The organism is Borrelia anserina Es (assembly GCF_001936255.1).
Taxonomy (GTDB): Bacteria; Spirochaetota; Spirochaetia; order Borreliales; family Borreliaceae; genus Borrelia; species Borrelia anserina.
In genome coordinates this window covers 19,755-45,892 of the sequence record NZ_CP014325.1, presented here as the reverse complement: position 1 = coordinate 45,892, position 26,138 = coordinate 19,755, and the positions used below count along the sequence as shown (strand labels likewise).

27 protein-coding genes are annotated in these 26,138 nt (G+C 29.6%); 24 read left to right on the top strand and 3 right to left on the bottom strand.

What is annotated here, in order from left to right; all coding sequences use genetic code 11:
- Positions 1 to 29: 29 nt before the first annotated feature.
- The 10 genes from N187_RS04445 (at position 30) to N187_RS04400 (ending at position 7,573) form a co-directional block, all read left to right on the top strand.
- A complete protein-coding gene (locus N187_RS04445) occupies positions 30 to 1,106 on the top strand; it encodes a DUF787 family protein (protein WP_025420031.1) in 1,077 nt (358 codons plus the stop codon).
- Complete coding sequence (locus N187_RS04440) at positions 1,106 to 1,525, top strand: DUF1463 family protein (protein ID WP_025420032.1); 420 nt, start codon at positions 1,106 to 1,108, stop codon at positions 1,523 to 1,525. Before N187_RS04445 ends, N187_RS04440 begins: the two co-directional genes overlap by 1 nt.
- Before the next feature lie 3 nt (positions 1,526 to 1,528).
- Complete coding sequence (locus N187_RS04435; protein ID WP_025420033.1) at positions 1,529 to 1,948, top strand: DUF1473 family protein; 420 nt, start codon at positions 1,529 to 1,531, stop codon at positions 1,946 to 1,948.
- Between the two features lie 33 nt (positions 1,949 to 1,981).
- Positions 1,982 to 2,194, top strand: coding sequence for a DUF1322 family protein (locus N187_RS04430; RefSeq protein ID WP_025420034.1), 213 nt, complete (start codon positions 1,982 to 1,984; stop codon positions 2,192 to 2,194).
- Positions 2,195 to 2,206: 12 nt separating this feature from the next.
- The gene (locus N187_RS04425; protein WP_025420035.1) at positions 2,207 to 3,529 is read left to right on the top strand and encodes a hypothetical protein; all 1,323 of its coding nucleotides are present in this window, start codon (positions 2,207 to 2,209) and stop codon (positions 3,527 to 3,529) included.
- 43 nt (positions 3,530 to 3,572) lie between these two features.
- Complete coding sequence (locus tag N187_RS04420; RefSeq protein ID WP_025420036.1) at positions 3,573 to 4,133, top strand: DUF792 family protein; 561 nt, start codon at positions 3,573 to 3,575, stop codon at positions 4,131 to 4,133.
- A gap of 38 nt (positions 4,134 to 4,171) precedes the next feature.
- Positions 4,172 to 5,164, top strand: coding sequence for a hypothetical protein (locus N187_RS04415; RefSeq protein WP_233275080.1), 993 nt, complete (start codon positions 4,172 to 4,174; stop codon positions 5,162 to 5,164).
- A gap of 74 nt (positions 5,165 to 5,238) precedes the next feature.
- The gene (locus tag N187_RS04410) at positions 5,239 to 6,150 is read left to right on the top strand and encodes a DUF693 family protein (protein WP_025420038.1); all 912 of its coding nucleotides are present in this window, start codon (positions 5,239 to 5,241) and stop codon (positions 6,148 to 6,150) included.
- Positions 6,151 to 6,163: 13 nt separating this feature from the next.
- The gene (locus N187_RS04405; protein WP_025420039.1) at positions 6,164 to 6,781 is read left to right on the top strand and encodes a DUF777 family protein; all 618 of its coding nucleotides are present in this window, start codon (positions 6,164 to 6,166) and stop codon (positions 6,779 to 6,781) included.
- Positions 6,782 to 6,973: 192 nt separating this feature from the next.
- Entirely contained in the window at positions 6,974 to 7,573 is a 600-nt protein-coding gene (locus tag N187_RS04400; RefSeq protein WP_233275081.1) for a BTA121 domain-containing protein surface lipoprotein, read from the top strand.
- A gap of 124 nt (positions 7,574 to 7,697) precedes the next feature.
- Here N187_RS04400 and N187_RS04395 read toward each other — a convergent pair whose 3' ends face one another.
- Positions 7,698 to 8,528: a S2/P23 family protein gene (locus N187_RS04395; RefSeq protein ID WP_025420040.1), complete on the bottom strand. Its 831-nt coding sequence runs from the start codon at positions 8,526 to 8,528 to the stop codon at positions 7,698 to 7,700.
- Between the two features lie 272 nt (positions 8,529 to 8,800).
- Entirely contained in the window at positions 8,801 to 9,625 is an 825-nt protein-coding gene (locus tag N187_RS04390) for a S2/P23 family protein (protein WP_025420041.1), read from the bottom strand.
- 362 nt (positions 9,626 to 9,987) lie between these two features.
- Here N187_RS04390 and thyX point away from each other — a divergent pair, with 362 nt between their 5' ends.
- From thyX to N187_RS04320, 14 genes are all read left to right on the top strand, one after another.
- Positions 9,988 to 10,806, top strand: coding sequence for an FAD-dependent thymidylate synthase (thyX, locus tag N187_RS04385; protein WP_025420042.1), 819 nt, complete (start codon positions 9,988 to 9,990; stop codon positions 10,804 to 10,806).
- A 60-nt stretch (positions 10,807 to 10,866) separates the two neighbouring features.
- Entirely contained in the window at positions 10,867 to 11,232 is a 366-nt protein-coding gene (gene nrdI / locus N187_RS04380; RefSeq protein WP_418214816.1) for a class Ib ribonucleoside-diphosphate reductase assembly flavoprotein NrdI, read from the top strand.
- Positions 11,210 to 13,285 (top strand): class 1b ribonucleoside-diphosphate reductase subunit alpha, encoded by a 2,076-nt coding sequence (nrdE, locus tag N187_RS04375; RefSeq protein WP_025420044.1) that lies wholly within the window; start codon positions 11,210 to 11,212, stop codon positions 13,283 to 13,285. The genes nrdI and nrdE overlap by 23 nt, the downstream gene beginning before the upstream one ends.
- Complete coding sequence (nrdF, locus tag N187_RS04370; protein ID WP_051483131.1) at positions 13,264 to 14,259, top strand: class 1b ribonucleoside-diphosphate reductase subunit beta; 996 nt, start codon at positions 13,264 to 13,266, stop codon at positions 14,257 to 14,259. The genes nrdE and nrdF overlap by 22 nt, the downstream gene beginning before the upstream one ends.
- 430 nt (positions 14,260 to 14,689) lie before the next feature.
- Positions 14,690 to 15,313 (top strand): hypothetical protein, encoded by a 624-nt coding sequence (locus N187_RS04365; protein ID WP_162271519.1) that lies wholly within the window; start codon positions 14,690 to 14,692, stop codon positions 15,311 to 15,313.
- A gap of 829 nt (positions 15,314 to 16,142) precedes the next feature.
- A complete protein-coding gene (locus tag N187_RS04360) occupies positions 16,143 to 16,442 on the top strand; it encodes a hypothetical protein (RefSeq protein ID WP_041178739.1) in 300 nt (99 codons plus the stop codon).
- Between the two features lie 283 nt (positions 16,443 to 16,725).
- Complete coding sequence (locus N187_RS04355) at positions 16,726 to 17,673, top strand: hypothetical protein (protein ID WP_025420047.1); 948 nt, start codon at positions 16,726 to 16,728, stop codon at positions 17,671 to 17,673.
- A 291-nt stretch (positions 17,674 to 17,964) separates the two neighbouring features.
- On the top strand, positions 17,965 to 18,840 hold the full coding sequence (locus N187_RS04350; RefSeq protein ID WP_075550352.1) for a hypothetical protein: 876 nt from the start codon (positions 17,965 to 17,967) through the stop codon (positions 18,838 to 18,840).
- Positions 18,841 to 19,594: 754 nt separating this feature from the next.
- A complete protein-coding gene (locus tag N187_RS04345) occupies positions 19,595 to 20,203 on the top strand; it encodes a hypothetical protein (RefSeq protein WP_075550351.1) in 609 nt (202 codons plus the stop codon).
- A gap of 203 nt (positions 20,204 to 20,406) precedes the next feature.
- Positions 20,407 to 21,012 carry a hypothetical protein gene (locus N187_RS04340; RefSeq protein WP_075550350.1) on the top strand — a complete coding sequence of 202 codons (606 nt, stop codon included), beginning with the start codon at positions 20,407 to 20,409 and terminating at the stop codon, positions 21,010 to 21,012.
- A gap of 158 nt (positions 21,013 to 21,170) precedes the next feature.
- Complete coding sequence (locus N187_RS04335) at positions 21,171 to 21,791, top strand: hypothetical protein (protein ID WP_075550349.1); 621 nt, start codon at positions 21,171 to 21,173, stop codon at positions 21,789 to 21,791.
- Between the two features lie 86 nt (positions 21,792 to 21,877).
- Positions 21,878 to 22,729, top strand: a complete 852-nt coding sequence (locus N187_RS04330) for a hypothetical protein (RefSeq protein WP_075550348.1) — start codon at positions 21,878 to 21,880, stop codon at positions 22,727 to 22,729.
- A 74-nt stretch (positions 22,730 to 22,803) separates the two neighbouring features.
- Positions 22,804 to 23,634, top strand: coding sequence for a hypothetical protein (locus N187_RS04325; RefSeq protein WP_075550347.1), 831 nt, complete (start codon positions 22,804 to 22,806; stop codon positions 23,632 to 23,634).
- A 755-nt stretch (positions 23,635 to 24,389) separates the two neighbouring features.
- Entirely contained in the window at positions 24,390 to 25,136 is a 747-nt protein-coding gene (locus N187_RS04320; protein ID WP_075550346.1) for a hypothetical protein, read from the top strand.
- Between the two features lie 108 nt (positions 25,137 to 25,244).
- Here the strand turns inward: N187_RS04320 and N187_RS04315 are convergent, their stop codons facing one another.
- The gene (locus tag N187_RS04315; protein WP_075550345.1) at positions 25,245 to 26,099 is read right to left on the bottom strand and encodes a hypothetical protein; all 855 of its coding nucleotides are present in this window, start codon (positions 26,097 to 26,099) and stop codon (positions 25,245 to 25,247) included.
- Positions 26,100 to 26,138: the final 39 nt, after the last annotated feature.

The window sequence follows — 26,138 nt, the reverse complement described above, 5'->3', positions numbered from 1 at the left end:
AATTGAATAAATTTAAAATAGGAGATAATATGCCGCAAGATACAATTAGTGTCAATTTAATTGAAGATACAGTTAAATTAGATAGCATTGGTTACTATAATCCTTTGCTTATTTATAAAAGTGAAGTTTTTAAAGAAGGACATTTTGTTTTGGATGTCTCAAGCTTTAGAAAGACTTTAGAATCTATTGAAATAAAACAGAAGTTTAAAGCAGATGAAGATAAGCGCAAGGTAGCATCTGAAGAGTATGAGTTTTTATCAGCAAGTTGCAGTGATTTTTTTGCCGAAGGAGGCCTGAAATCTTTTGATTTTTTTATTTACCGAGATATAAAGGTAGTAGTTGAATTTTTAACGAAAAATATACATCCGTTTGTGGTCTTTGTAAATTCTTTGCAAGAGAATTTTGCAGAGGCTTGTAATTTGGTTAAAGGCATTGCTAAATTTGTAGTATTTTCAACTAAGCTTAAGATACTTCCTGAGTTTTTAGATGTGTTACCTGTAAGCCAGAGGGATGGGGTCATTTTGATGTATGATAGTGGTAGTGATAATCTGCATCTTAAGTTTATAGCTAAATATTTGCACGAGGCTAATATTTTTCATGCTACTAACCCTTATGGAATGACATTGAGATCAAAACCAGTTTATGATGCGACTTTAATTAGTGAATTGAGACGAAATAATATTAATTTTTATTCTTTGTTAAATGAGACTGGTCGTGATGGAGTTTTGGCTTTCAAGGAGGGAGTAGATTGTGCAGGTAGGTCAATTGATGAAATGTTTACGTATTATCTTTTGAAAAACGAAGCGACTCGTGAACTTATTCATATTTGGAATGGTAATAATAGGCAAAATAGTAAACTTAGCCAGTTAAAATTTTCTGATGGGAAACCTAATGCCTATACTGCAGGACTTGAATGTTTGTTTAAAGAATTTAAAGAACGTGGACTTATTGTATCTTTTGGTGATATTAAATTTGGACTTAAGGCAGATAATGTTTTGGGTTTAAGTTTATCTATTCGTATTAAATATAATGACAGTTTTAAGAGTGTAGTTTTAAACATAGGTAGTGATGATATTAATGATTATTTAAGAAGGGAGGCTGATTAATGAAAGATTATTATTCATTAGATTTGGTGTTTTTTAGCTTTGCAGGTATCTTAATAGATAGGGGGAAGTTACAGTATTCGACCTCTCCAAATGTGATGGCGACTGCTAGCACTGAAGATAGGAATATTCCAATTCCAAGTTTCAGGGATCCTAGAACCATTGTTCATATATTTAGTTTAGAGATTACTAAGGGTTCATTTGACTATAAGGCTTTGACTAAGCTTAGTAATGAGCAATTTTATTCTGCTACTCCTAAAAGAGATAAACTTAAGCCATTAGTGTTTAATGACCAGATGGGGCTTAAGATTATTTCTAATAGTGCTTTTTTTTCAGAAGTTCCAAGTCGGAGTTATACAAGTAATAATGAGGCTGTAAGTTTTGTAATACATGCAATCAATTGTGAAATTGAAAGGAATTAGGTTATGAGATATAAGTTAAAGATTTTGGCTAAGCTTAAGACTTATGAGTATATTTTAAGGGATATTCCCATGTATGAGTGGGATTCTATTTTGGGATTTGATGCAAGTCAAGAGACTTTAAGACGGGAACTTAATAATATATCGGTTATTAAAAAAATAAGCTCCTTAATGATATCTTCTACCTTTTTTGATGAGTTTTATGAGATTATTAGTACTAACAGAGAGCATTCCTTTTTGTATAAATATTTACTACCTACTATTTTTTTTGCTGTTCAGTATTCTTTAGTAGAAAAAATAGCAGGACTTAAAGAACCCAGTTTGGTGTATATCGAGAGTTTTCAAGATGCTGGTGGAACTTTTATTAAGTATCCACATATTGATGATAGGTGGAATTACAATGATCTGGTATCTAGACTAGATTAGTCTTAGTAAAATATTAAATTTTAAGGATAATTCATGAATCGTAGTGTAATTTTAAGTGAATATTTTGATTATTTGCAGTTTTTAAGAAGTGAGGCTTGCAAATATTATTTGCCGGTTTTAATGGGGGTTTGTACCTTAGATGAGATTAAGCGATTTAAATACCTTGAGCTTTTAGAAATTAATAAAATTGCTAATTTAAAGCTTAAAAAGGAAGTATATGAGAACTTGTTCGTTTCAAATTTATAGGGGATTTTATATATGAATTTAGGTGAAATACAAGATTCAGAGCAAAATTTGTCTTTTTTGCCACGATTAAATACTAATTTAGACGAATATTTGAAATTAAAGTTTACAAGTAGTATTAAGTTTCTAGAAGAACAGTTAGCTTCTATTTTAGTTAAGCCTGAGATATTTAGTAATTTATTAGAGAGTGTTTTAGATGATAATTTTAAGAAAGATAAATTTTTATTTGAGTTACCAAGTATTAATGTTGATTTGCAAGTCATTCCAGTTTCAGGGTCTTTCAATCAATTTGCAGACATTCAAGAAGAGAAGGATAGTATGGGATTAGAAGGTAATTTAATTGACCTTGCATTTTCAAATTTAATATCATGTTTACCTCTAGCGCCTTCACAGACATTAAGCTTTCCTGTTGGTAATGATAGGGATTCTAATTTAAGTATGAATTCATATTTAAATACTCATTCAAGTTCACTTTTAAATTTAAGTGCGAGTATTTTAGAACCGTATATTTTTAAGTCTTTGAATAATTTTAATCCAGATTCTTTTTTAAACTTAAGTGTAGTTTCTGATAATTCTAAATTTAAGTATAAAGAAGATGATGTTGAGGGTAGGATTAATGATGTTACTTATAGTAATTTTGAGAGTAAAATTATCAAGAGCATACTTTTAGATACGGGTAAATTTGATACTCAGGTTGACATGAATGATTTTATTCGTAAGACATGTGGTTTTAAGTCATTATTCTCTAAAACTGAACCATCAGGTACTTCTAGTACTCTCTTTGATGCAGTTAGATTTGCTAGTTCTTTAAAAGGAAGCAGTACTTGTCTGGAAGGTAATGATGATGCTGTGTCTGTTGTTTACGATTTATTTAGGGAAGGTAAGGAAAATTTACCTTATCTTATGAGCGACCATTTAAAAGAAAACCTTTCTGAATTTTTGAGTGCGGGAATGGGTCTTGATGCAAGTTTAAAGCAGCGTCTTGAAAAGGCAATTGGTTTAGATTCAAATCCAAACTTAGGTTTAGGACTAGATTCAAGCTTGACTGGGTCGAGTCCTGATGCAGGTGATTTGAAACTGGACAGTTTGAGATTGATGTGTGATGTTAATAAGAATGATATGCATATGTTCTTAGAAGATGTGAAAGAACTTTTAAGTTGGGCTCGTAGTATAGATTTGGAGAAAAGTATCATTGAACCTTTGAGTACTTACTTTAATAATATGGAGAGTGCTATTAATGCGTTAACAGATGCTGTAATTTTTCAAATGCAAGGTGATTCTTCGCCAAATAATATGCATGATTATAAAATGGGAAGTGAAATTTCACGTATTCCTTGAAATATTATGTTTTAAGTATATTTAAAAATAAAGGGATTTTGACATGTTTAAGGATGTAACAGCACTTATTTTGGAGGTTGTAAATCATATTTTAAGTCTTTCAAGTTCATCTAGTTATATTGCTCTCTTTCCACGTCCTGATTTTAAGGGGTTTTTATATTTACCTCAAGTATTTTTTGTATTTCCAAAGGCAGGAGCTATTGAGGAAAATTTAAGTAGTACTAGTAGTCAGCGAGCTGTTGTTGATCTTAATACTAGGCATAGTGAATTCATAAGTTATAATGTTACTGCAAATCCAGGGATAATTACCATTACAAATGGTATTTTATCTTCTATTTATGATAAGGTTTTGATTGAGAATTTAAAACTAACACCTTTTGCAAATAGTGTTTTAGAGTTTAGTTCTAATTTTGTAAAGATGCAATTTAGGGAAAAAGTTAAGGAAGGTATTTATTACACCATTTATGGTCCTTCGGTAGGATTTCATGAAACTGTTATTATTAATTCTTTAAAAATTAAAAGTACTTCGTTTATTGATGAGGTTGATGTTAGTTTGCAAATTAAAATAGTAAAAACTTTTAATTTTTCTACTTATAAAGGTTAGAATATTAACTATATAGTAATTTTTTTAGGAGAATATTTATGGTTAAATTTAAGTATATTATTTTATTCTTTTCATTTTTTTCATTCTTGAATAATCTTAGTGCCTCTTTCATAAGGCCTTTTGATTTTACCAATTGGAATTTTAGTCGAGAAGTTGAGGAAGCTTATGATTCTAGTTATGAAGTTGTAGATGATATTCTGGTAAATGTTGATGATCCAAATAAAAATGTTAAGGCAAAACAAGTTTTGCAGAAAATAGCAGATCTTGAGGGATATTACAGGTGCCTTGTAAATATGATACGGGATGAAATTTTTCTGCAAGTGGAAGATGAATTTTTAAAAGAATATGGTCAGTATTTTGATGATGACATTTTTACAGAGACCGATAATAGGTTTAAACAGTTAATAGAAATTCCTATGGAAAATGAATTTGGTAAGTATAGACATAGGGTTTTAAGTTTTAGTAACAAGACTTGGATTAAAAATCCGGATTATACTAAATTATACATTAAATTGCAGCTTAAAGAGATTGAGTTTGTTGAGAATTATATTAAACAAAAGCTTGATATAAAGTTAGGTACTGCAAAGGGCAGTGCAGATGATCAAAGACAAGTAGTCCAAAGACAGACGGGACAAGGTTCGAGTAACAGGAGATATGGAGCTCGAAGATCTATGAAGGGAAATGATGATGAAAAACAAGCAAACCAAAGACAAATGATCCAGAGATCAAGTGACATGAAGATGGATAATAGCAAGAATGAAGGGATATATAAATCTCAAAGACCTGTAATTAGACAAAATGATGGTAAATTAGGCAGTAAACAACAGGCAAATCAAGTACAAAGAAGTCATATGTCAAAAAGTTTAAAGCCAAGTAGTATTAAGCAAGGAAATCTTAGGCCAAGCAGTACTAGACCAGCTCCTAAAAGACCGGGTAGTGATATAAGGCCAAGTTTTGTAAGACCTATTGTTAGACCACTTGATGATAATTCTGTTAATTTGAGATCAGGCTATGAGGAAGATAATAATTAATATTGTTTGGGGTTTAGTATGCAGGTAGATGTATAGATGAGTATTGATCTTTAATTGGAGTTGATAAAGAATTTATGTTGTTATTTCAGTATGACTTTAAAATAGAGTTTTATGGTACTGATAGTGATATTAGGAATCATCAACCCAAGCTGACGATAGAGACAAGATATGGTGCGCCTGTTGTTCATATTGTAATTAGTAGTGAGAATTTCCTTGTAAGTGCTTTGCAATGTAAAAAGGCACAATTGCGATTGTTTAATATGCCCTTGAATTTTAATGAATCTTTGAGGCGTGGAGATATTGTTAGAATATACTATAAAAAATTTACTTATGAAGATGATTTAGCTTACGAATTTATTATGTCTGGATATTTGGGTGCGCCTGTTGATTTCGATTTTGAAAATGGTGATTTTATTTGCCAGTATGAAATTTATTTGTTATCTTACGATACATTTTTTAATAAAAAACTTGATGTTAAAGATTACATAGGCAAGTCTTTGCATGAGGCAATAAATTTGGCATTTCCAGATCAAGCAGTTATTAACATGAGCTTGCAAGATAGAGAGCGCATCATAAGTGAAAGTTTTTATGCTTCTACTTTAAAAGAGTTTGTGGAAAAACTTATTGGAAGATATGTACATTTGATTTTTGTTGATGTTGGTGATTTACGCTTTAAGGTTGATACTAGATTTGTTTTTATTAATTTTGATGGGCTTCTTGGGCAGAAAGTTTATAAAAGATTAGAGGATTTTGCACTTTTATTTGTTCCACAAAGAGAAGTGAGATTTGTAGGTAAATCTATCATTAATTTTTGGAATGCTTCACTTTTTTTTACAAACAAGATTAAGGTTGGAGATTGTGTGCAGTTTGTGGATCGATATGGGAGATCTGTTAAGGCTGTTGTCCAAGAGACCGGTGCCAGTTTAAGCAACGTTGGTGATTGTACATTAAAATTGAGGCTTTATGATGAATCTAATGTTTTATAGGTAGGATAAATTTATGGATAAGAACTATGAAGTTTCCAGAAAGTTGGGAAGTTTGAGTAATGATTTGGCACTTGAGGATGCTAAGATGTATTTGCATGATAATGTATTTATTTGTCGAATTGGAGTTATTAAAGAATTTGATTTTAAGATACAAGAAGGGATTGTGACAATTGAAGAATATGAAGATCTTGATATTATGAGTCGCAATATCTCAAGCCTTAAACTTGATCTTAAGGAAGGTGATAAGGTAATACTACTTCAAAGCAGCATAAATATCTTTAATGAAAGAGACAATAATTATTTTGATAAACACTATTTTTATATCTTAAATGCAGTGAGTCTTGAGTATGCGGGCATTGATGTGCATAAGCTTAGTTTCAATTCGAAAGAATTTGATGTGACTAGTGAGAATACTTCTTTGGATTTTAAGCATTTAGTATTCAAGGGAGAGAATACCAGGATTTCTGTGAAATCTTTAGTTATTGAGGCAGATAGCATTCAATTAAAAGGCAATGTGTATATTAATGGTAAATTATTTGAGAGTCATACGCATGGTGTTGGTAGCATAACTTATGTAAATGCCAGTGGATCTCCTACTCTTGCAACGGGAAATACTGCAGGTGTTTCTTGAATTTAAATATTTGTATTTTTATTAATATTTTAAGTACCTTTCAATTTTATCTTTGTTTTATAAATCTGAAAAAATTATTTTATTGAGTTGATAAATTTGTATTTTTATAGCTCTATTAATAGATAGAGCTATTATTTTAAGTTTTAATTAATTAGTGGGATATCTTTTTCATTTAGAAGGAGATGTTAAATTATGGGCAATATGAGAAATTCAAAGATTTTTATCTTGTTGATGATTCTTTTTTGTTATTGTGAGGGTAAAGACAATGTCAGTGATTTTGAAATAGATGATAATTTTGATGATATTGCTAGCATTGACATGGACATTGGGCTTACCTTTGATTATTTTTCACTAGAAAATTTGATTTCAGATTTTAACTTAACAAGTAAGGAAAGGATAGCAGTCAGATTTTTAAGAAGTGCGTTAACAGATCCTACAATTGCAGCAGATATGCTAGATGTATATACGTTCAGTGATGATGAGTTTTATGAGTTTTTGGTTGTACTTGATGCTTTTAAAACTAAAGAGATAATTGCTGATATAGTTTCGACTTTGAGAGTACGAGATGAAATCTTAGACATTATCTATGGGCTTTCAGATAAGTATCCTAAAAAGAATAATTTTGAAGTCCAACTTGCTGCTAAGGAGAAAGAATATTTAAAAATTTTGAAAATGTCTTGTATTGGGTGTTGTAGTTATAAGGAAGTATATCGGGTCCTTAAATCGTCTGATTGTTCAGCATTTTTTACATTATTGAAAAGGCAGATATATGATACTTTGCATGAGTATTAAATTTTATCTATTAACTAAAGTTATCGAAGAATCTCTACCTATAATTCACAAAAACTTAAGTGGAGATTCTTTTACAATTAGTTTTAGTAATTACCATAAGATCGATGACAATATGCTACATTTCCTATTCATAAATAGGTACTCTGAATTTATCGTTTGCATTGGTTGTTCTTGGATGGTTTGTTATAATTATTTTTAGAAATTCATTAAATAACTGACTGTCTAGAAGTATTGTATGAGTAGTTGTTTGCCTAGTTAATTTGTCATAAATAGTTATTTCGGCTTCCATAAAGCTCCATATGTTATTGTTGTAATGATTTGCACAAGCAGATATTAATTCCTCTCCACCATTTGGTTTACTTGCATGTAGTGTTCCGTAAATGTGTACAGATTTATATCCTAAATCTTGAATTGCTTGTTTTACTTGCTTGACGATACTATTTCTAAGATGTTGGTAATCTCCTTTGTGGAAATCCAGATCTAGGTCTTTGTTAGAAGTTAATTTCAATGAGGTTACTTGAATGTAATCAACTAAGCTTTCAAATAATATTAAAGGCATGACGTATTTGCTGTAATTTTCGTTGTTCTTAATCGGTGCTATTGCATATGAGTATTTGAGTTTGCCTTGTAGTTCTTTTAGTGGTTTTGTATCTGGTCCAATAATCTTTTGCACATTAGTTTTTGCCCAAGTAATTTTACATGACTCATTACTGATATGAAACCAGTGGAAATGTGGTTGTAAACATACATTTAGGGTACCTTCAGATATTTTAAGTGCTGCTGGTTTGTACTGATATGAATCTGTGGTGTTGGGATTTGCTTCCGTAATATTATATTTGAGGGTCATTTTGGCATATTTATTATTTTTATTGCTATCAGAGAGATATTTTGATTTCTCATTTTGTGATACATTACATGTTATAAAAATTGGTAATATAAAGATTATTTTCTTCATCCCTTGTCTCCTTTTAATTGCTAAAAAATATTTAAAACTTATTTATCCTAGTTAATATAATATAATTTATTTTCTTTAATAAAACAAATTAGTTTATATGGTATTCAATAAGTCTAAATATTTAGAATAATAATTAAAAATTATTAAAAGTTATTAAAAATTTGTTATTTGAAATTTATTTTAAGTGAATATGTCTAAACTTACTTTTTAAACTTCAAGTAATGAGTGTAGGTTTGTTTAATTGTTGTCTGATAGTACCGTTAATTGGCACTTTAGTTAATTGGGACTAGAAATTTATTGTTTGCATTTGTTGTCTCTGGGTATTTTGTTATAACTGTTTTTAAAAATTTATAGAATAATTTACTGTTTAGGAGTATTTTATGGGTTGTCTCTTGATTGGTGTTTGTATCTTTGACTTTTATTTCTGCTTCCATGAAGTTCCATTTGCCATTCCTGTAAAGAGTTGCAAAAGCAGATGTTAGTTCTTCTCCACCAGTTGGATTTACTGTATTTAGTATTCCATAGGGATATACGTTTTTATATCCATTCTCAGATGATTTTTCTACTTTTGGTATACCTTGCATAATTCCACCTAAAACGTTTTTGTTGTTGAAGTCTAGATCTTTGTGATGTGTTAATTTAAATGAGGTTACTTCAATATGATCAACTAAACTTTCGAACAATATTAAAGGCATGACGTATTTGCTATAATTTCCATTGTACTTGATAGGTGATACTGAGTATGAGTATCTGAGCTTGTTTTTCAGTGAATCTATTGGTTTTACATTCTTTCCAAGGATTTCCTTAGCTTTGATTTTTATCCAAGTGATTTGGCATTTTTTGTGAGTGTACCCATAACAACATGTGCAGAGTAGACACATACATCTTTCTTGGGTCCCTTCAAGTAGTTCAAAGTTGGAATGATCTTCTATTAATGTTGCATACTTTGAGTTATTGTCATATAACATTTCATTTGATGTATTGAAGTTGTCACTGTAAGTTAATGATTGTTGATTTTGTGATTGTATGTTTGTATTATCATCACTAAAAGAACAACATGTTATAAAGAACGGTATCAAAATAATTATTTTTCTCAATTTTGGGCCTCCCAAGCATAGAAGTGTATCACTAAAAAATATGTTTTTCATTTTAATGTTCATTTGTATTTATTTCTTATTCATGTTGTTGTATTGGGTTTATTAGTGCTCAGATGAACAGACTCTGCAGAAAATGCTTGTTTAATAATCGGTAGTTTTATGCTAACATTTATCTGTTAACTTTTATTTTGATATTATGGGAACAATTGTGATATTATTGTGATATTATTCTTAAATCATATATAGAGCATTTATGTGTAGTATTTGATATCTGGTTTGTTTATAATCTGTGTGGCCACTTGAGGGCGTAATTTTCAAAGAGTATTTTGGGGGGAAGAATTTTAATTAATTAGGATGGGTATATGCACGATTACGTGAAGACAGCGGAAGAAATATTAGACAAGGAATATAAGGTTTTAGATAAAGGATTTTTAAGACTTGTTGACTATATGGGTAGTGATAATAGAATAGTAAATGCTGCTAGGGTTTCTTATAGAGATTCTAAAGCAAAAAGAGATAATGCTGCTCTTATTGACTATTTAATAAGAAATGAACATACAAGTCCACTTGAGCAAGTGGTTTTGACCTTTCATGTTAAAGCACCAATATTTGTAGCACGGCAGTGGATGAGGCATAGAACATCAAGGATTAATGAAGTCTCGGGGCGCTATAGCTTAATGAGAGAGGAGTTTTATATTCCTTGTAAGGAAGATATTAAGAAGCAAAGTTTGGTTAATAAGCAGGGTCGCTCGGATGATGATGTTGATGATGATGTTGCTGTATCGTTTTTAGGTGGGTTAGATGATGGTTATAAAGTTGCTTATAAGATTTATGACGATATGATTAAGAGAGATGTCTCTCGAGAACTTGCAAGGATAACTTTGCCTTTAAGTTTATATACTGAGTGGTACTGGCAAATTGATCTGAATAATTTGTTTCGTTTTATTAAACTTAGGATATCAATGCATGCACAAAAGGAAATTAGAGAATATGCTAGTGTTATATTAGATATTGTAAGTTTGGTAGTGCCATTAGCAACTGCTAGTTTTAAAGAACATATTTTGGAAGGAGTTATGCTTTCAAATAAAGAGGTGTGTGAGATCCGAAAGGCATTAGATTTGACCAAATTGGATTTGCCAGAGAAAAATTTAAACAGGTTAAAAGAAAAACTTAATTTATAAAAAACTTAATTTTTAAATTTATAATTTTATAATTGACCATAAGAGGGTAGGTATATTTTAGTGATTTATGCTTCAAAGACAGGAAATATAGAACGTTTTATTGCTAAGACGGGAATCAAAGATACTTTTCGAATAGTTACGGGTGAGGAGATAGTGGATAAGTCTTATGTGTTGCTTACATATACAATTTCGTTTGGCAGAATTCCAACTGAGGTAGAAAAATTTTTAGAGCGTAATTTTAAACTTATGGTTGGAGTTGCTGGGAGTGGAAATAGAAATTGGGGTGATTCCTTTTGCAATGCCGTTAACTTAATAAAAAGTAAATATAATGTTGAAGAAATATTAAAATTTGAACTTTCAGGTACATCTCGTGATGTTGAGAATTTTGTAGGAAGGATTAGAAATGAGGCACTTAGAGTTAAATAATGAAATTATGGTTTTAAAAGATGGATTTTACAGGTTAGAGAAAGATCTTGAGGCTTTGAGTGTTTTTTTAGAGGAGGTCAAGAGCAAGTCTTTAAAATTTAAAAGTCCAAATGAAAGAATGCATTATCTTATTGATAATAATTTATATGAAGATTTTTATGAAAACTATTCTGAAGAGCAAATACTAGAGATATATGAACTTGTTAGGGGTGAAAATTTTAAGTTTAAATCTTATATGAGTGCTTCTAAGTTTTATAAAGATTATGCACTTAAGATGAATGATGGAGATACTTATCTGGAATCTTATGAAGATAGAATAATTGCAGTTAGTCTTTCTCTTGCTAGTGGTAATTTTGATTTTGCTTTAAAGCTTGCTTTGGAGATGATAAAGCAAAGATATCAACCTGCAACTCCTACATTTTTAAATGCTGGGAAAAAGGTTCGAGGTGAACTAGTATCGTGTTTCTTGTTAGAAGTTGGAGATTCACTTAATAGTATTACTTTTAATATTTCTTCTGCTATGCAGCTTTCGAAAATTGGTGGAGGAGTGGCTTTAAATCTTTCAAATATTAGGGCCAGAGGTGAGGAGATAAGGGGAATTTGTAATATTGCAAAAGGTATTATTCCTGTTATGAAGCTTTTAGAAGATGGATTTAGCTATGCAGATCAGATGGGACAAAGAAAGGGTGCTGGGGCTGTATATTTAAATATTTTTCATTATGATATAGAAGATTTCCTAGACACAAAAAAGATTAATGCTGATGAGAAGAGTCGTGTTCAGACATTATCGCTAGGGGTAATAATCCCGGATAAGTTTTTTGATATTGCGAAAATGGGGCAAAATTATTATGCTTTTGCACCATATTCGCTTTACAAGGCAACTGGTCGCTTGATGAATGAGATTGATTTTGATAAGGAGTATGATGCTCTTGCAAGTAATCCTGATATTTTAAAAAAAGAGATCTCAGCTAGAGATATGTTAGTTTATATTGCTAGATTACAATTTGAATCTGGATATCCTTATATAATGTATTCAACGGCATGTAATTTAAGAAATCCTTTAAAAGGTCTTGGAAAGATTAAGATGTCTAATCTTTGTACAGAGATTTTTCAAATTCAAACTCCATCAGTCATTGGTGATTATGGTGAGGGAGATTTGATTGGATATGATATTAGTTGTATTTTAGGTTCATTAAATATTGTTAATGTGGTTAATAGCGATTTGGAATATACTATTGATGTTGCTATGAGGGCATTAACATATGTTGTTGATAAGACTGAGATTAAAAATGCTCCAAGTATAAAAAAGGCAAATAATGATTATCATTCCGTTGGTCTTGGGGTTATGAATTTACATGGCTTTTTAATTAAAAATAAGATTCCTTATGAGAGCGAAGAGGCTTTAGATTTTGTTCGTACCTTTTTTATGTTATTAAATTTTTATTCCCTAAAGAGTAGTATGAATATTGCAAAGGATAAGGGTCAAGCTTTTAAGGATTTTGAAAAAAGTGAGTATTATAATGGTAATTACTTTGATATGTATCTAAATGAAGAGTTTTTTCCCAGGACAGCAACAGTAGAAAGGATATTTAGTGTTTTAAAAATTCCTGGCAAGGGTGATTGGGAAAACCTTAAGCGTGATGTACAAATGCATGGGCTTTATCATTCTTATCGTCTGGCCGTGGCACCAACTCAGAGTATATCTTATATTCAAAATGCAACGACATCTCTTATGCCTATTGTTGAACCTGTTGAGGCTAGGGTTTATGGTAATTCTACAACTTATTATCCAATGCCATATCTTAGTAGGGAGAATGCTCTACTTTTTAAGTCAGCATATTATATGGACATGAAAAAGTTGATTGATCTTGTAAGTGAGGCTCAGCGTCATGTTGATCAGGGAATTAGTACTTTGCTTTATGTGACAAATGAAACTACTACTAGGGAACTTGTGAAACTTTACATTTATGCTAAAAATAAGGGACTTAAGAGTTTATATTATACGCGCAATAAAAATCTCTCAGTAGATGAATGTATTCTTTGTGCAATATAGGAGAGTTATTAGTGAAAAATAGAAATGCCATAAACTGGAATAGGTTAAACAATGGTTATACCAAGATGTTTTGGGATCAAAACGTAAGGCAATTTTGGGTAGATGAGGAGATTCCAATCTCTGATGATAAATTGGTTTGGAAGACTTTAGATGACGAAGAACAGGACGTTTATGAGAAGGTTTTAGGTGGACTTACGTTATTGGATACAGAACAAGGTTCTGTTGGTATGCCACGTATAGCTTTAGCAATAGATAATTTAGATTATAAACCAGTTCTTGGGTTTATGAGTGCTATGGAGCATATGCATGCTAAGAGTTATAGTAGCATATTCTCAAGTCTCTCCAACATGGACCGGATAGATCGTATATTTGGGTGGATAAAAACTTATAGAAATTTACAAGATAAGTTAGATTTGATCTTAGGTAAATATAATAGTATAAACGATAGGATGAGTTTATATAAGGCCTTATGTACTTCTGTATTCCTTGAGACTTTTTTGTTTTATTCTGGATTTTTTTATCCCCTCTATCTTGCAGGTCAGGGTAAGATGATTAATAGCGGTGAGATTATTAATTTAATATTGCGAGATGAGTCTGTGCATGGAGTTTTTGTTGGTCTTTTGGCACAAGAAGAGTTTAATAAGATGACTTTTCAAGAACAAGCATTTGCGCAAAAGGAAGCCAAGCTTATTTTAGAGAAACTTTATGATTTAGAGAGTAAATATACTAAAGACTTATATTCATCTATTGGACTTGAGGCAGCCGTTGATATTTTTGTAAGGTATAATGCTGACAAAGCTTTGATGAATTTAGGGTTTGATGCTATTTTTGATATCCAAGATATTGAGGTTAATCCTTTGGTTTTAAATGGTCTGAGAACCAATACTAAGACTCATGATTTTTTCTCTACTAAAGGTAATGGTTACATCAAGCCTATGAGATTTGAGCCTTTAGAAGATGATGATTTTGTGTAAATTATTATTTTTAATTTCATATTTGTTATTTTGAGCAAAATCTTTTTTTTAAAAAAAGGATTTTAATTTTTGGTTAAATAATTTTTAACTTTTCTAATTTAATTAAAATCTAAAATTCTTCTGATAAGCAAGTTTTGTTGGATTTATCTTATTTATTTCTTAATCTATTTGTTTATTTTCTAAAATGATTAATAAATTAGTAAATTTGTATTACTTTATAGTAATTTTTTTAAATTAAATTGTTTTAAAAATATAATTTTATTATATAATAATGATTATATGTTTTGTTTTTCCACATTATTTTTTTAAATAGTATATTGTATGGTCTTGCAAAAAGGAATGTTTGATGAAGAAAACGATATTTATAATACTTTCGGGTTTTGTTATCTCATTCATTACAATTATTTTAGTTATGCTATTTTATAATTTTATGTCTAAAATAGGTGTTAGTGAGTTTATGGAAAGAGATAGAGCTTATGATATACTTGAGCAAACGGTACGAACATATAAAGATGAACTTACCTGGGCATTCAATAATTTTCAAAGAAGCAATTATGGATTTAATATTCCTTTTGATAAATTTTCTTTAATCTTTAGCTATCCAGATGCCAAGAATTATGTTTATGCTGCATTGGGATACGATTCTGTAGTTGTAAACAAATTATCAAAAATTATAAATAGTTTGGATTTAACCTCTAATGACATGACTGGAGATATAAAGGTTGTTTATGATTTATTATACCTTTTAAAGAAAATTATAGTGCCAATTGATGAAATACTTAATGAGCATTTGAGTGATTCAAATTTAACTAAGATTAGCGCCAGTAAGGATGCAGGTACTATTTCTTTAATCACTTTCAATTTAAAAAGAGCAATAGCTAGAAAGGAAGATTTGGTTTTACAAATCATAAGACAAATTTTACTAATAGATCTGATTAGTGAAAAACAGACCATTTTGCAGGCATTAAAGAGTATTGTTAATAATGGGAATATCAATTCAGATATTCGTTTAGTAAGGGAAATGTCTAAGAGGATCTTAAAGTTAGTTAAATAATGTTTGATTAGCAAAAATGTTATTACTCTAGAGCTTTTTAATTAAGTCCTTTTAAACACATGCAATGTGATTGAAAGTGTTTTTGTCCTTTACTTTGTTGTTTTCCTTCTGTTTTATGTGTGCCTAAAAGTATGCTAAGATTTATATCTTTTAGGTATTTTTTCTTGAAAGTATTGCAAAAACACAATCTTATTGTATAATATTTAATATCAAAATATACTAGGTATTATTTAATATTAAAGTGTTTTTTGATTTTAAAAAGGGAGCATTATATAAAAAGATTACCATTACTATGCTTATATAAATTATTAAATTAAATATTAAATTAATATCCAGTTTCTTTAACTTTAATTCTTGCATTTACAAGCCCATCTCTATATCTTTGCAGCATTCCTTCGAAATTAACCATATAAAAAGATTAATCTGTTGGATAGAAATGGTGATCTTGCCTATGCTGTATGAAGCAGGCATATTGTTAAATGAGTGTATGAGGGGGGTCTATTGTGATTCCTTTTTTGTTTTTAATATTGGTTAGGTATGTATAATAAACATTTAGTATTTAGTATTACTATATAATATGTATTATATTATATTTGTTGCATATATGTAATATAAACATATAATTTAAACTTGACTGAGGAGAATAAATTTATGAAATCAATAAGGGATTTGGATTATTATTGTAGAAATTGAGTTTAAGAAGGCAGATTATCAATTTGGTATTCCTTTCTTTAATGTATCGTAAGTCTTTGATCATGAAAATGGGGATGTACAAGACAATATTTATGTAAGTTTTGGGTATGATTCTAATGTTATTAAGAAATTAGATATGTTGTTTGGGAAATTAAATCAGCAAGATTCTCTTGCTGATAATGAAGATACTGCTGTTGCTATTAAGTTATTAGCTCTTTTAAAAGATGCTACAGATTCAGTTAAAGTCATCTTAAATGATTATCTAAGTGAGTTACGTTTGACTAAAGTTATCACGCACAATAATGAGAGTGTTATTGCTAAGATTGATTGTCTTTTAGATGAGTTAGTAAAAATAAGAAGCGATGTGATTATGGGTTTTGTGGTGCAGGTAGAGAAGGTGTATGTAGAAGTAAGTATTTATTTATATATTGAATAAATTAAGTAGTATCTTTGCTTAAGATAGCAAGATTAAACGGTAAGTTGACCTTATTAGTAATATTTCAGGCCAGATTGAATAGTTAGCTAGGCATATATATGATTTGGTGAGATGGATTTTTGGATTGTGACTAATGTTTAAAAATATTTAAATATGATTTAAAATTATATTGTTTTTACTTAATATTAAGTATGTTAATATAATATTAAAATATAGTAATATTGCATTTTAATATATAAGAGTTGATATTGTGTAGTATATAGCTCTGATTAAGGGAGTGCCTGTGAAAAAGTTTAATATAATGATTTTTATTTGCAGTTTATTATTCTGTTTGCTTGTTGTATCTTGCAATTCACAATCATCAGGCGATCGTGAGTATAATTCTTTAAAAAGAAAAGTAGTTGAAGAAATTAAGCAACCGGAAAAGCTTGGGGGTGAAATTAGGGATACCAAGAAGAGCAATTTGGTATCCCATAAAGAAGTAATTTCTGTGTTAGCTCCAGTAGATCTCTCAAATCGTGATCTAATAAAAGACAGTAATGTTTATTCTATGCTTAAAGAAAGTATACTAAGGTACAGGAGACAACTTGTAGATGAAATAGATCAATTTCAAATTTGTATCGCAGAAATTGAGAGAAAAATTTACGAAAATGGCGGACAAGCATTAGTTGATGGTAAAGGAAATGAGCTAAAAGCACTGGTATCACCTAGTCATTTCAGTGAAGTAAGTAATGAATTCCTGAATTTAGCTTTAGTAAATAATATTTATTCTACCCTAGGATGTGATGTTCGAGTCGTTAATAAGTTGGAAGAAATAGTTGGTTCATTTGACTTGGATAATATGCCAGACAGTGAATTTAAAGCCACGCTTAGACAGGACTTGGGAAGAATGTTGGTTACTTTAAGTAATATTACGAGTTCAGCTATACAGCTTACAAATGATTATTTAAATAATTCAGTTATAAATAAGCTTGCACAAAGTCAGTCTGAGAAAGATCTTAAGAAGCTTAAGAATCATCTAGATGAATTTATTCAGAACAGAGTTCAGTTTATAGGGAAGATTAAAAATGTGATATTAGGCTTCAAAATAGGTGATAGACAAAGCATGTTTACTGATTTGGGAGCAATTATGAGTGATAAAGGAGATATCATTGCAGCAGTTAACTTTACTCAACGAAAGGCAGAGTTGATAAAAGATATGGTTGACACTTTAATTAAAATTATTAATTAAAGTTATAGCATGCCTTATTTAAGTTTGATTTTTTGTTATTATGGGAGAATTTGTGTGTGATTCTTGCTGTGTTTAGTTTGATGATTTTTAACAGAGATATTTTTTGTAGTATTCATTAAATATACTACAAAAAAGTATATAAATTAATGTTTTTATATTTTTTTTATTAAAACTGTTGATTAATATAATAATTAAATTATAATAATACTTATTACTTAATAAGTATTATTATAATTATTTTAGTTTTATTACTTGATAATTATTTACTTATTTTAAGTAAAGGAGATTATTATGAAAAAATTTAGATTAAATTTTATTTATATTTTGCTGTTTATTATAGCTTTAGTAGCTTGTAGGCAGTTAGAAGAAGTTACTCCTGTAGGAGGTCCTGTAGGAGGTGATGATGCGAACCAAGAAAGATCTGTCAGTGGTTTAAATAACCCTTCTTCCAGACTTTTAAGTTGTTTTGATGGTGATGTGGATCTCAATGAACAATTTCCTGAAGTTTCTGAGATATTATCTTTGTTAAATAATTATACAAATTCGATGAAATATGATAAAAAAGAGTTTAAGAAATTGGTTAGTATAGTAGAGCGTCCTCTTCAATTTCCTTTTCATAAACTGAGCTTGGTAGTAGATAGTTTAGCTACATATGAAAATATTCTTGCATCATTACAATATAAAGAAGAGCCTTTATATAAATTTATGGAAATATTAGATGCAGTAAACTTAGATGAGCCTCATTCTCAGGATTTTAGGGTTGTAGATGATTTTGTCTCCCTCTTAGATAGGATGTCAGATCTTACCACGAAGGTAGTATATGAATATTTTAGTAAATCGTATTTAGAGAAAATTAAACGTTCTAAAGATAAAGGAGTTGTTGCTTCTATTGGTAAAAATCTGATGTTTTTTTTACAGGCTAGAGAAACTTTTATACGCTTGGCTATGTTTAGGGTGGTTAAGGTTGCAGAGAGTTTAGATAAGTCTAAATTGCAACTTTCAGATGGAGGAGATTTATTAAAAGAAACTTTTGATTCAGATAGGAAGATTGCTGGTTTCTTTGATAATATGCAAGAGCATGCAAGAGTTCTTAAAATATTATTAGAATCCCTTAAGGATTGTGATAATCGTATTGAAGCTAATGAAAGATACAAAATAAAGATATAAAATTATGATAATGCCCATCTTGAGGTTTTTGTTATATTATAAGGTATAAGGAAAGTTGTGTGATGCGGCAGTATTAGATTGTAATTATAATATATTTATATCTGAAGGTTATTTTGTTTAGTGGTGTATTATTCCTTTGTTTATAGTTTACGTGAGCTTTGCTGTATGTAAGTATAATATGTAATTTTATGTATATTGCTTTTACTTGAAGATGTTATTTATAATTAATTAAATATTGATGCGATTAAGAGTTTTGGTGTTTAATTTGCGTTGACATATGTATTCGGGGTCACTGAGCTCATTACTCAAAAAATAAAAATCTTATCTTATTTAATGTAAATAGGCTTTGTCTATTCACATTAAATAAGATAAGATTTGATGTGAATAGGTATTTTGAACTCCTTAATCTTCTCAGATTGATCTTAACTTAATAAGTGATCTTTCTAAGTGCATTCTCTATAGTTGTTGTATCAGCTTTGCTTGTTAATACTATAGGTTATAAATAACGGTTAATATTTTGCAAGAGGGTTATTTTTTAGGGGTGGGGGAGGACCTTTTTTATTATTGTAAAGAAGTATCCTTTTTTAAAGATATTTTTTGCTGTTAATTTAAATTAATGCTAGTCTTAGTTAAAAGATTATCTCTTTAATACTAAGTTAACATTATAATTTATAATGTTAATTATATAACGTGATTAATGACATAATATGTACATTTAGTATGGATGGTATGTGTACAAGATAAGGAGAGATATATGGATAATAAAGATCAAGTTTTTAGTGAACTTCAAAGAACCTTATTTGAGTTTAGAGAGGAACTTGAAAATGAACGATCTGCATTTATTTCCAGGGCAGCTGAGTTGGGTATTAATTTTAAGGGAGAATTGGAAAACATTGTTTATTATCAATCGGATCGGGATGAAATTTATGCTATGTTAGGATATGATGCTGAACTTATTGGTAAATTAAGTGCAATATTTGATAGGTTAAACCTAAAACATGTGGGTGATAGAGATACTAAAATTGTCATTAATTTATTAAATGGTTTAATGCATGTTTCATATTCAATTGAGACTCTTTTTAAGGATATTTTAAATCAAACAAAATTAGAGATGCTTAGGTTTAGAGATGTAAGTGATCTTGAAAAAATTACTCAGTATTTAGTTCGATTTATAGAGATGGTAAAGGATTTGATGTTTCAGGTTAAGGCTGTTATTATATCCGCTGCGTCGAAAACTACTGAGGACGCTATATTAAAAGAATTAAATAGAATTATTTCTGGTCCAGATGCAAGGCTTAATAGGGGTATGCGTAATATTCATTATATTTTATTTGATATTATAGAGTTAGTTGATCTTTTATAATAATCTGTTAATAAGTATTTTTCCTTTTTTTAAATTATGTTTTTGGATTAAAAATTAAAGTTTTAATCCAAAAATAAAAATCGTTAATTATTTGATATTTTTTATTGTAGTTTTATTTATATAATGTAAGTTATATTGTATAATCAATCATATATTATGTTTGTACTAATGAGTAGTGTTATATGTAATGCAAGGAGAAATATATGAATGAAAATAATCCAGCTTTTGATGAACTTAAAAAGGTATTATTGGGATTTAAACAGGAACTTGAAGATGAGCGATCGGCATTTTCTCCCAAAGAGGCACAGCTTAATATTCGTTTCAAGGGAGTATTGAATGAAATTTTTTATCCATCAGATCTGGAGGAGGTCTATGAGGCATTAGGATATGATGTTGAAGTTATTCGTAGCTTGGGTAGAGTATTTGATCATTTGAATTTTAGGTATTTGGGTGATAGAGATACAAGGATTGTTGCTAATTTGTTAAACGGTTTAATGCATGTTTCACATTCAATTGAGACTCTCTTTGAGAATCTTTTTAACAAGACAAAATTAGAGATGCTTAGGTTTAGAGATGTAAGTGATCTTGAAAAAATTACTCAGTATTTAGTTCGTTTTAGAGATGCAGTAAAAGATTTGGTACCTAAGATTACAGATGTTATCATATCTGCTGCGTCGAAAACTACTGAGGACGATATATTAAAAGAATTAAATAGAATTATTTCTGGTCCAGATGCAAGGCTTAATAGGGGTATGCGTAATATTCATTATATTTTATTTGATATTATAGAGTTAGTTGATCTTTTATAATAATCTGTTAATGATGAATGTTATTCCTTTGATTTTTTGTAGATGTGATTTTCTTTTAAAGAATTGTTTTTCATGTAAGTTAATTATATGAGAGATATTTGTGTTAATTATGCCATGTATGTGATGCAAGGTGTTATGTGTAATAAAAGGAGAAATATATGAATAAAAATAATCCAGCTTTTGATGAACTTAAAAAGGTATTATTGGGATTTAAACAAGAACTTGAAAATAAACGTGCTGCATTTCTTTCTACAAAGGAGCAAATTAATGTTCATCTTGAGGGAGTATTAAATGAAATTTTTTATCCATCAGATCTGGAGGAAGTTTATAAAGCATTAGGATATGATGGTGAAGTTATTCGTAGCTTGGGTGAAATAATTGAGAAAGTAAGTTTTCCTACTATAGGTATTAGAAGTACAAGAGTTGTAGTTAATTTATTAAACAGTTTTAAACATGTAGCGCATTCAATTGAAACTCTCTTTGAAGATGTTTTTAATAATTCCAAATTAGAGATGCTTAAGTCTAGAGAAGAAGATGTCCTTGTGATAATTACTGCGAATTTAGTTGAGTTTATAGATATGGTAAAAAGTTTGACACCGGAAGTTAGGAATGGCATTATATCAGCTGCGTCAGAAACTAGTGAGGATGATGTGATAAGGACATTACAGATAAGTATTCTTAATAGTCGTGATGTGAGGCTTAGGACTTTTCTTCGTAATCTTCATGATTCTTTATTTGATATTATAAATTTGGTTGATCTTGAGATGGTTGTTGTTTAAGAAAAAGGGAAAATAATATTTTTCTCTTTTTCTTTTTCTATGAGTTCAAGGAGAAGTTACGAGTAAGGTTGTGAGGGGTATAATGGATGAAGTTTAGTATGGTAGTATATTATGCTATGAGTTTGGTTTTAGGATGTGCTGCTAATCATGGAGAAATAAAATTGTACAGTGATGGATCGAGAGACTTGTTGTTGTCAGAAAGTGAGTTAGAACCATTTGTTAAAAGTATGAAAAATGAGGTTTGTGATGATTTCAAGTTATTAGTAGATCATTTTAAAAGTGTTGAAAGTAAACGTTTATCAAGTCAATTAAATAATGTAGTAGAGTTGTGCGGTATTTCGCTTTTAGCTAGTGATTCTGTTTATTTGATTGCCCCAAAATTAGAAAATTATGGTGGGATTGTAAAGAGATTAGAAAATAGTAATGCTTTGAAGAAATATAATGTTTACATGTCTTTAGGATATGATCATGAAATTATTAATTTATTAATGCTTGTACTTGTTGACTTAGGCTTTAACTCAAGGTTTTCTGGGTCTGATGAGAAGGCTAGAAATAGCAAGATAGTTTCTATGTTATTATTCAATTTAGAACGTTTGATGAGTTCTGTTTCCTTGCTAGAGAAGACTTTGAGTGATGAAAATATAATTATAATTATGAAGGATAGCAACGTAGTAATGGCTGATCATATTGTGCTGATTACTTCTTATCTATTAGAGTTTATGCAGGCAAAAGATGATTTAGTAAGAGACTTTAAAGAGGTTATAAGGAGAGCAGCAATAGTAAGAGGTGATAGACAAGCGATGGAAGCTGAACTTAAGAAGATTATTAATGATGGAAAAATTAGGAAAAAAATAGGTGCTATAGATTACTTAGTAAAAGATATTCGAGATTTAGTTGGTCAGTTGGTAGGAGCTGTGGAGGAGGATATAAAGATATAGTTATAGATTAGGTTATGTCTCAGTTATTGTTTGTGTGGTAGTTTGTATTTGCGTTTGTATATGAAGGTAATTCTATGAGAAAGGTTAGTGTGATATTATGGGTATTGGTAACTTTGGCTTGTGGTCAAAGGAAGTTATACGGTCCCGGGTTTTATACTATAGATTCACTCAACTTGATAAAAAATTTAGGTCCATGTGATCGAGAAGTGATGCCAAAACCATCAGTTCAGTATCCTAGACATGTAGCTTTTTATGAACTTTATAAGGCTGTAAATAGTTGTAGAGAAAGCCTTAATAGTAAAACATTTAAAGTCTTAGAAGGAGGACAAAAGCCCGTATTTAATTTTCCTATATCAGAAATATTTCCAGTCTATAAGGATGCAGATTTCATTTATGAAGGTTTAGGTTATAATAATGAGGCTATTAATAGTTTGGAGATTATACTTAACAAGTTGAACTTAAAGATTAATTTATTTAATCGAGATTTAATTAAGACTTCTAAATTGTTAGGGTATTTATCAGATACTGCATCTTTGCTTAAGACACTTGTAAATGAAAAGTTAAGAGAGGCAACTTTAGAGAAACTTAGGTTTAGTAAAACTAATGAAGATCTTAATAAAATAGTTGCTTATTTTCAAGCAGCTGTAGTTGGTAGGGATAGATTAATAAGTGAACTTTCAAGTGCATTAATGTTCATAGCATCAACTAGTTTTAGTAGGGATGTTATTTTAGAAAACCTTACGAATAATATTGTTGGGGAAAGCAATGTGCTTAGGCGTGGTGATTATATTGATCCACATATTTTTTCTAGCCGATATACTCCAAGGCTAGAAAAAATTATGCTATATTATTCCATTATGAAGTCAAGAGTAGAGATAGTTTCATGTTTTGTTGATAATATTTAGTTTGAGTGGTTTTTAGCTCAAATATTAGTGTAAAATTATTATTGCATATGAATTATGGTACATGTAGGTATGAATTTATGGGATGTGGTCTGAAAGCAATAAACAGTCGGTGATAAAGGTCAGGCAGTATTTTCAGATATTAAGTTAAATGTGCAATTAAAGTCAGATTAGCTAGGCTATAGTAGGAATAGAGTTAAAAATGGAGTTATAAGCACAACTAAAAGCATATGATTGAAGGTAAAAACAGAGATACAGGTAAATATGGGTATAAAGTAGGGTCTATAGATAGGAATAGTGGTAATAAGTTGAATAGCATTTATAATCATTATAGAAATTAGAGATACTTTAATAATTGTAGTTAAGGATAGTGTAGAATTATTAAAATTAATAACTGAATAAGAGAAAATAATAGCTGTGTTAAATAAAGATTTTGGTGAATATGGATATATTAAGCGGAAAGTTAATACTTTGATAGAACTTAGCATGATGTTTGAGATTTTGTTCAAGAGTTAAGATCTAAAATAGGCTGTTTTAAGTCTTTTTTTTGATGTTTTATAGTGCAGTTGGGTGTAGTAGAAGGATTTTGGGAAGATTATAATCAGGTTTATTGTAATTGAAATGCCAGTTTTTCATTTAGTTTTATTGAAATTATGGATAAATTTTATTATAGATATTATACTTAGTATAAATATGTATTACATATCATATGGTATTAACTATTATGTTAGTATGTAATCTATAATAGAGAGAAGTATATGAAAAGGTACAATTTAATCATGAGTGTAATGTCTTGTAACTTAGGAGAAATTGTAAAGGATAGACAAGTTGGGAAGGAATATGAAGATGAATTTTGCTCAAAAGATAAAGAATATAATCCATCTATGCAACAAGCATTTGATATAAGTGCTAAAGACCGAGCTTATTATGCATTAAAGATGAGATTACTTGCTTACAGAGAAGAACTTGAAGAAGCACACAATAGTTTTAATTTAGGTGGGCTTTTGTTTAATATTCCTTTCAAAAAAATCTCTCAAGACTTTACTACTTTAGATAAACAAGATAAGATTTATGCTGGCTTGGGATATGATAGTGAAGTTATTGAGCAATTAGGGAGAGTTTTTGGTAAATTAGATTTAAATAATTCTTATTTTATAAATACTGATGCAGCTATTGCTAATGGTTTATTGGTGATTTTAAATCATATTTCAGATTATACTACAACGCTTGTGAATTATTATTTAAATGGTGAAAAATTGGTTAAAATTAAAGTTAATAAGGATGAGGTAAGAATTAATGAGATTTATTTTTACCTAGAAGAATTTATTAATTTAAGAAAAGTTTGTATATCGAATATTAAATCTCACATAGCACTCTTAGAATCAAGGATTACTAGAGAAGCTGTGTTATCAGGAATGAAGGAAATTACTAATAATGAAGGAGAAATTGGACAGGAAATTAGCTTAATGGGTAAGATTGCAGTCACTATTTGGAGTCTTAGTTAAGTGGAAAAGGAATCTTCATATTTTGAAATAAAAGGAGAGTTGATTGAAGGATTAGTACATCTTTTTGGAGTAAAGTGTATGCGTAGGAGATACATACTTTTAAGTAGACTATTTAACTAAATATGCCATGCAAGCCACTATTTTTATAATAGAGTAAGACGCTTTCTGAATGTCTGCACCATTAGAACCATTTAAGCCAACAGTTCTCTTTAATTCATCTAATATGGCTTGCTTATCTTTTTTTGATGCTAGTGATGTTATTTGATTTTGAATTGTCTTTATTGCGTTTTCTCTTTCCTTAATAAATTCTTCTAAAAGATCATAAATGACAATAATATCTTCCACACTCTTGCTATTTTTAATGCGCTTGAGAGTAGTACTGCTTAAATGAGTGTTAATAAGTTTCTTGGTATATTCTGAAATCTTCAGTAGAAGATTAAGAAAATGAATAGCAACTTTTGTGTCGCCATAGGTATATGAAGCAGACTTTTTTAAATCTAATATATTTAGTATCTTTTCTAAGTCTGTAATGATTGATATGTCATTCCCTAAAGCAGCATAAATGTCTTCCTGTTGCTCTGTTTCATTAAAGATTGGTGATATCTTTTTAAAGGGAATATTTAATTCATAATTCTTTAGATTAAGTTGACTACGCTCATTTATAAGTTGCAATTTATATTTTATTAATCTATCTTCAAACTTAGTATAAGCTTCTTGTGCCTTCTTTTTTAAAATCAGTTTTTGTTTTTCTTCTATATTTTCTGTATTAATATCAGGCTGTTGTAACTCGTTCATTTTACCTCCAACCTTATGATCTTTATCTTTTAACTTATTTATAACTGAAGGTTTAACTTCCGATCTATGGGCAATGAGAAGAGCTGTGATTATTTTACTTGATAGCTCACCTTGTTTGCAAGATATTAGACTAAAGATATATAAAAATATCGTACATAATTTTTGCATAGACTTTTCCCTTTTTAAGGAGATGTATCAATATTTACT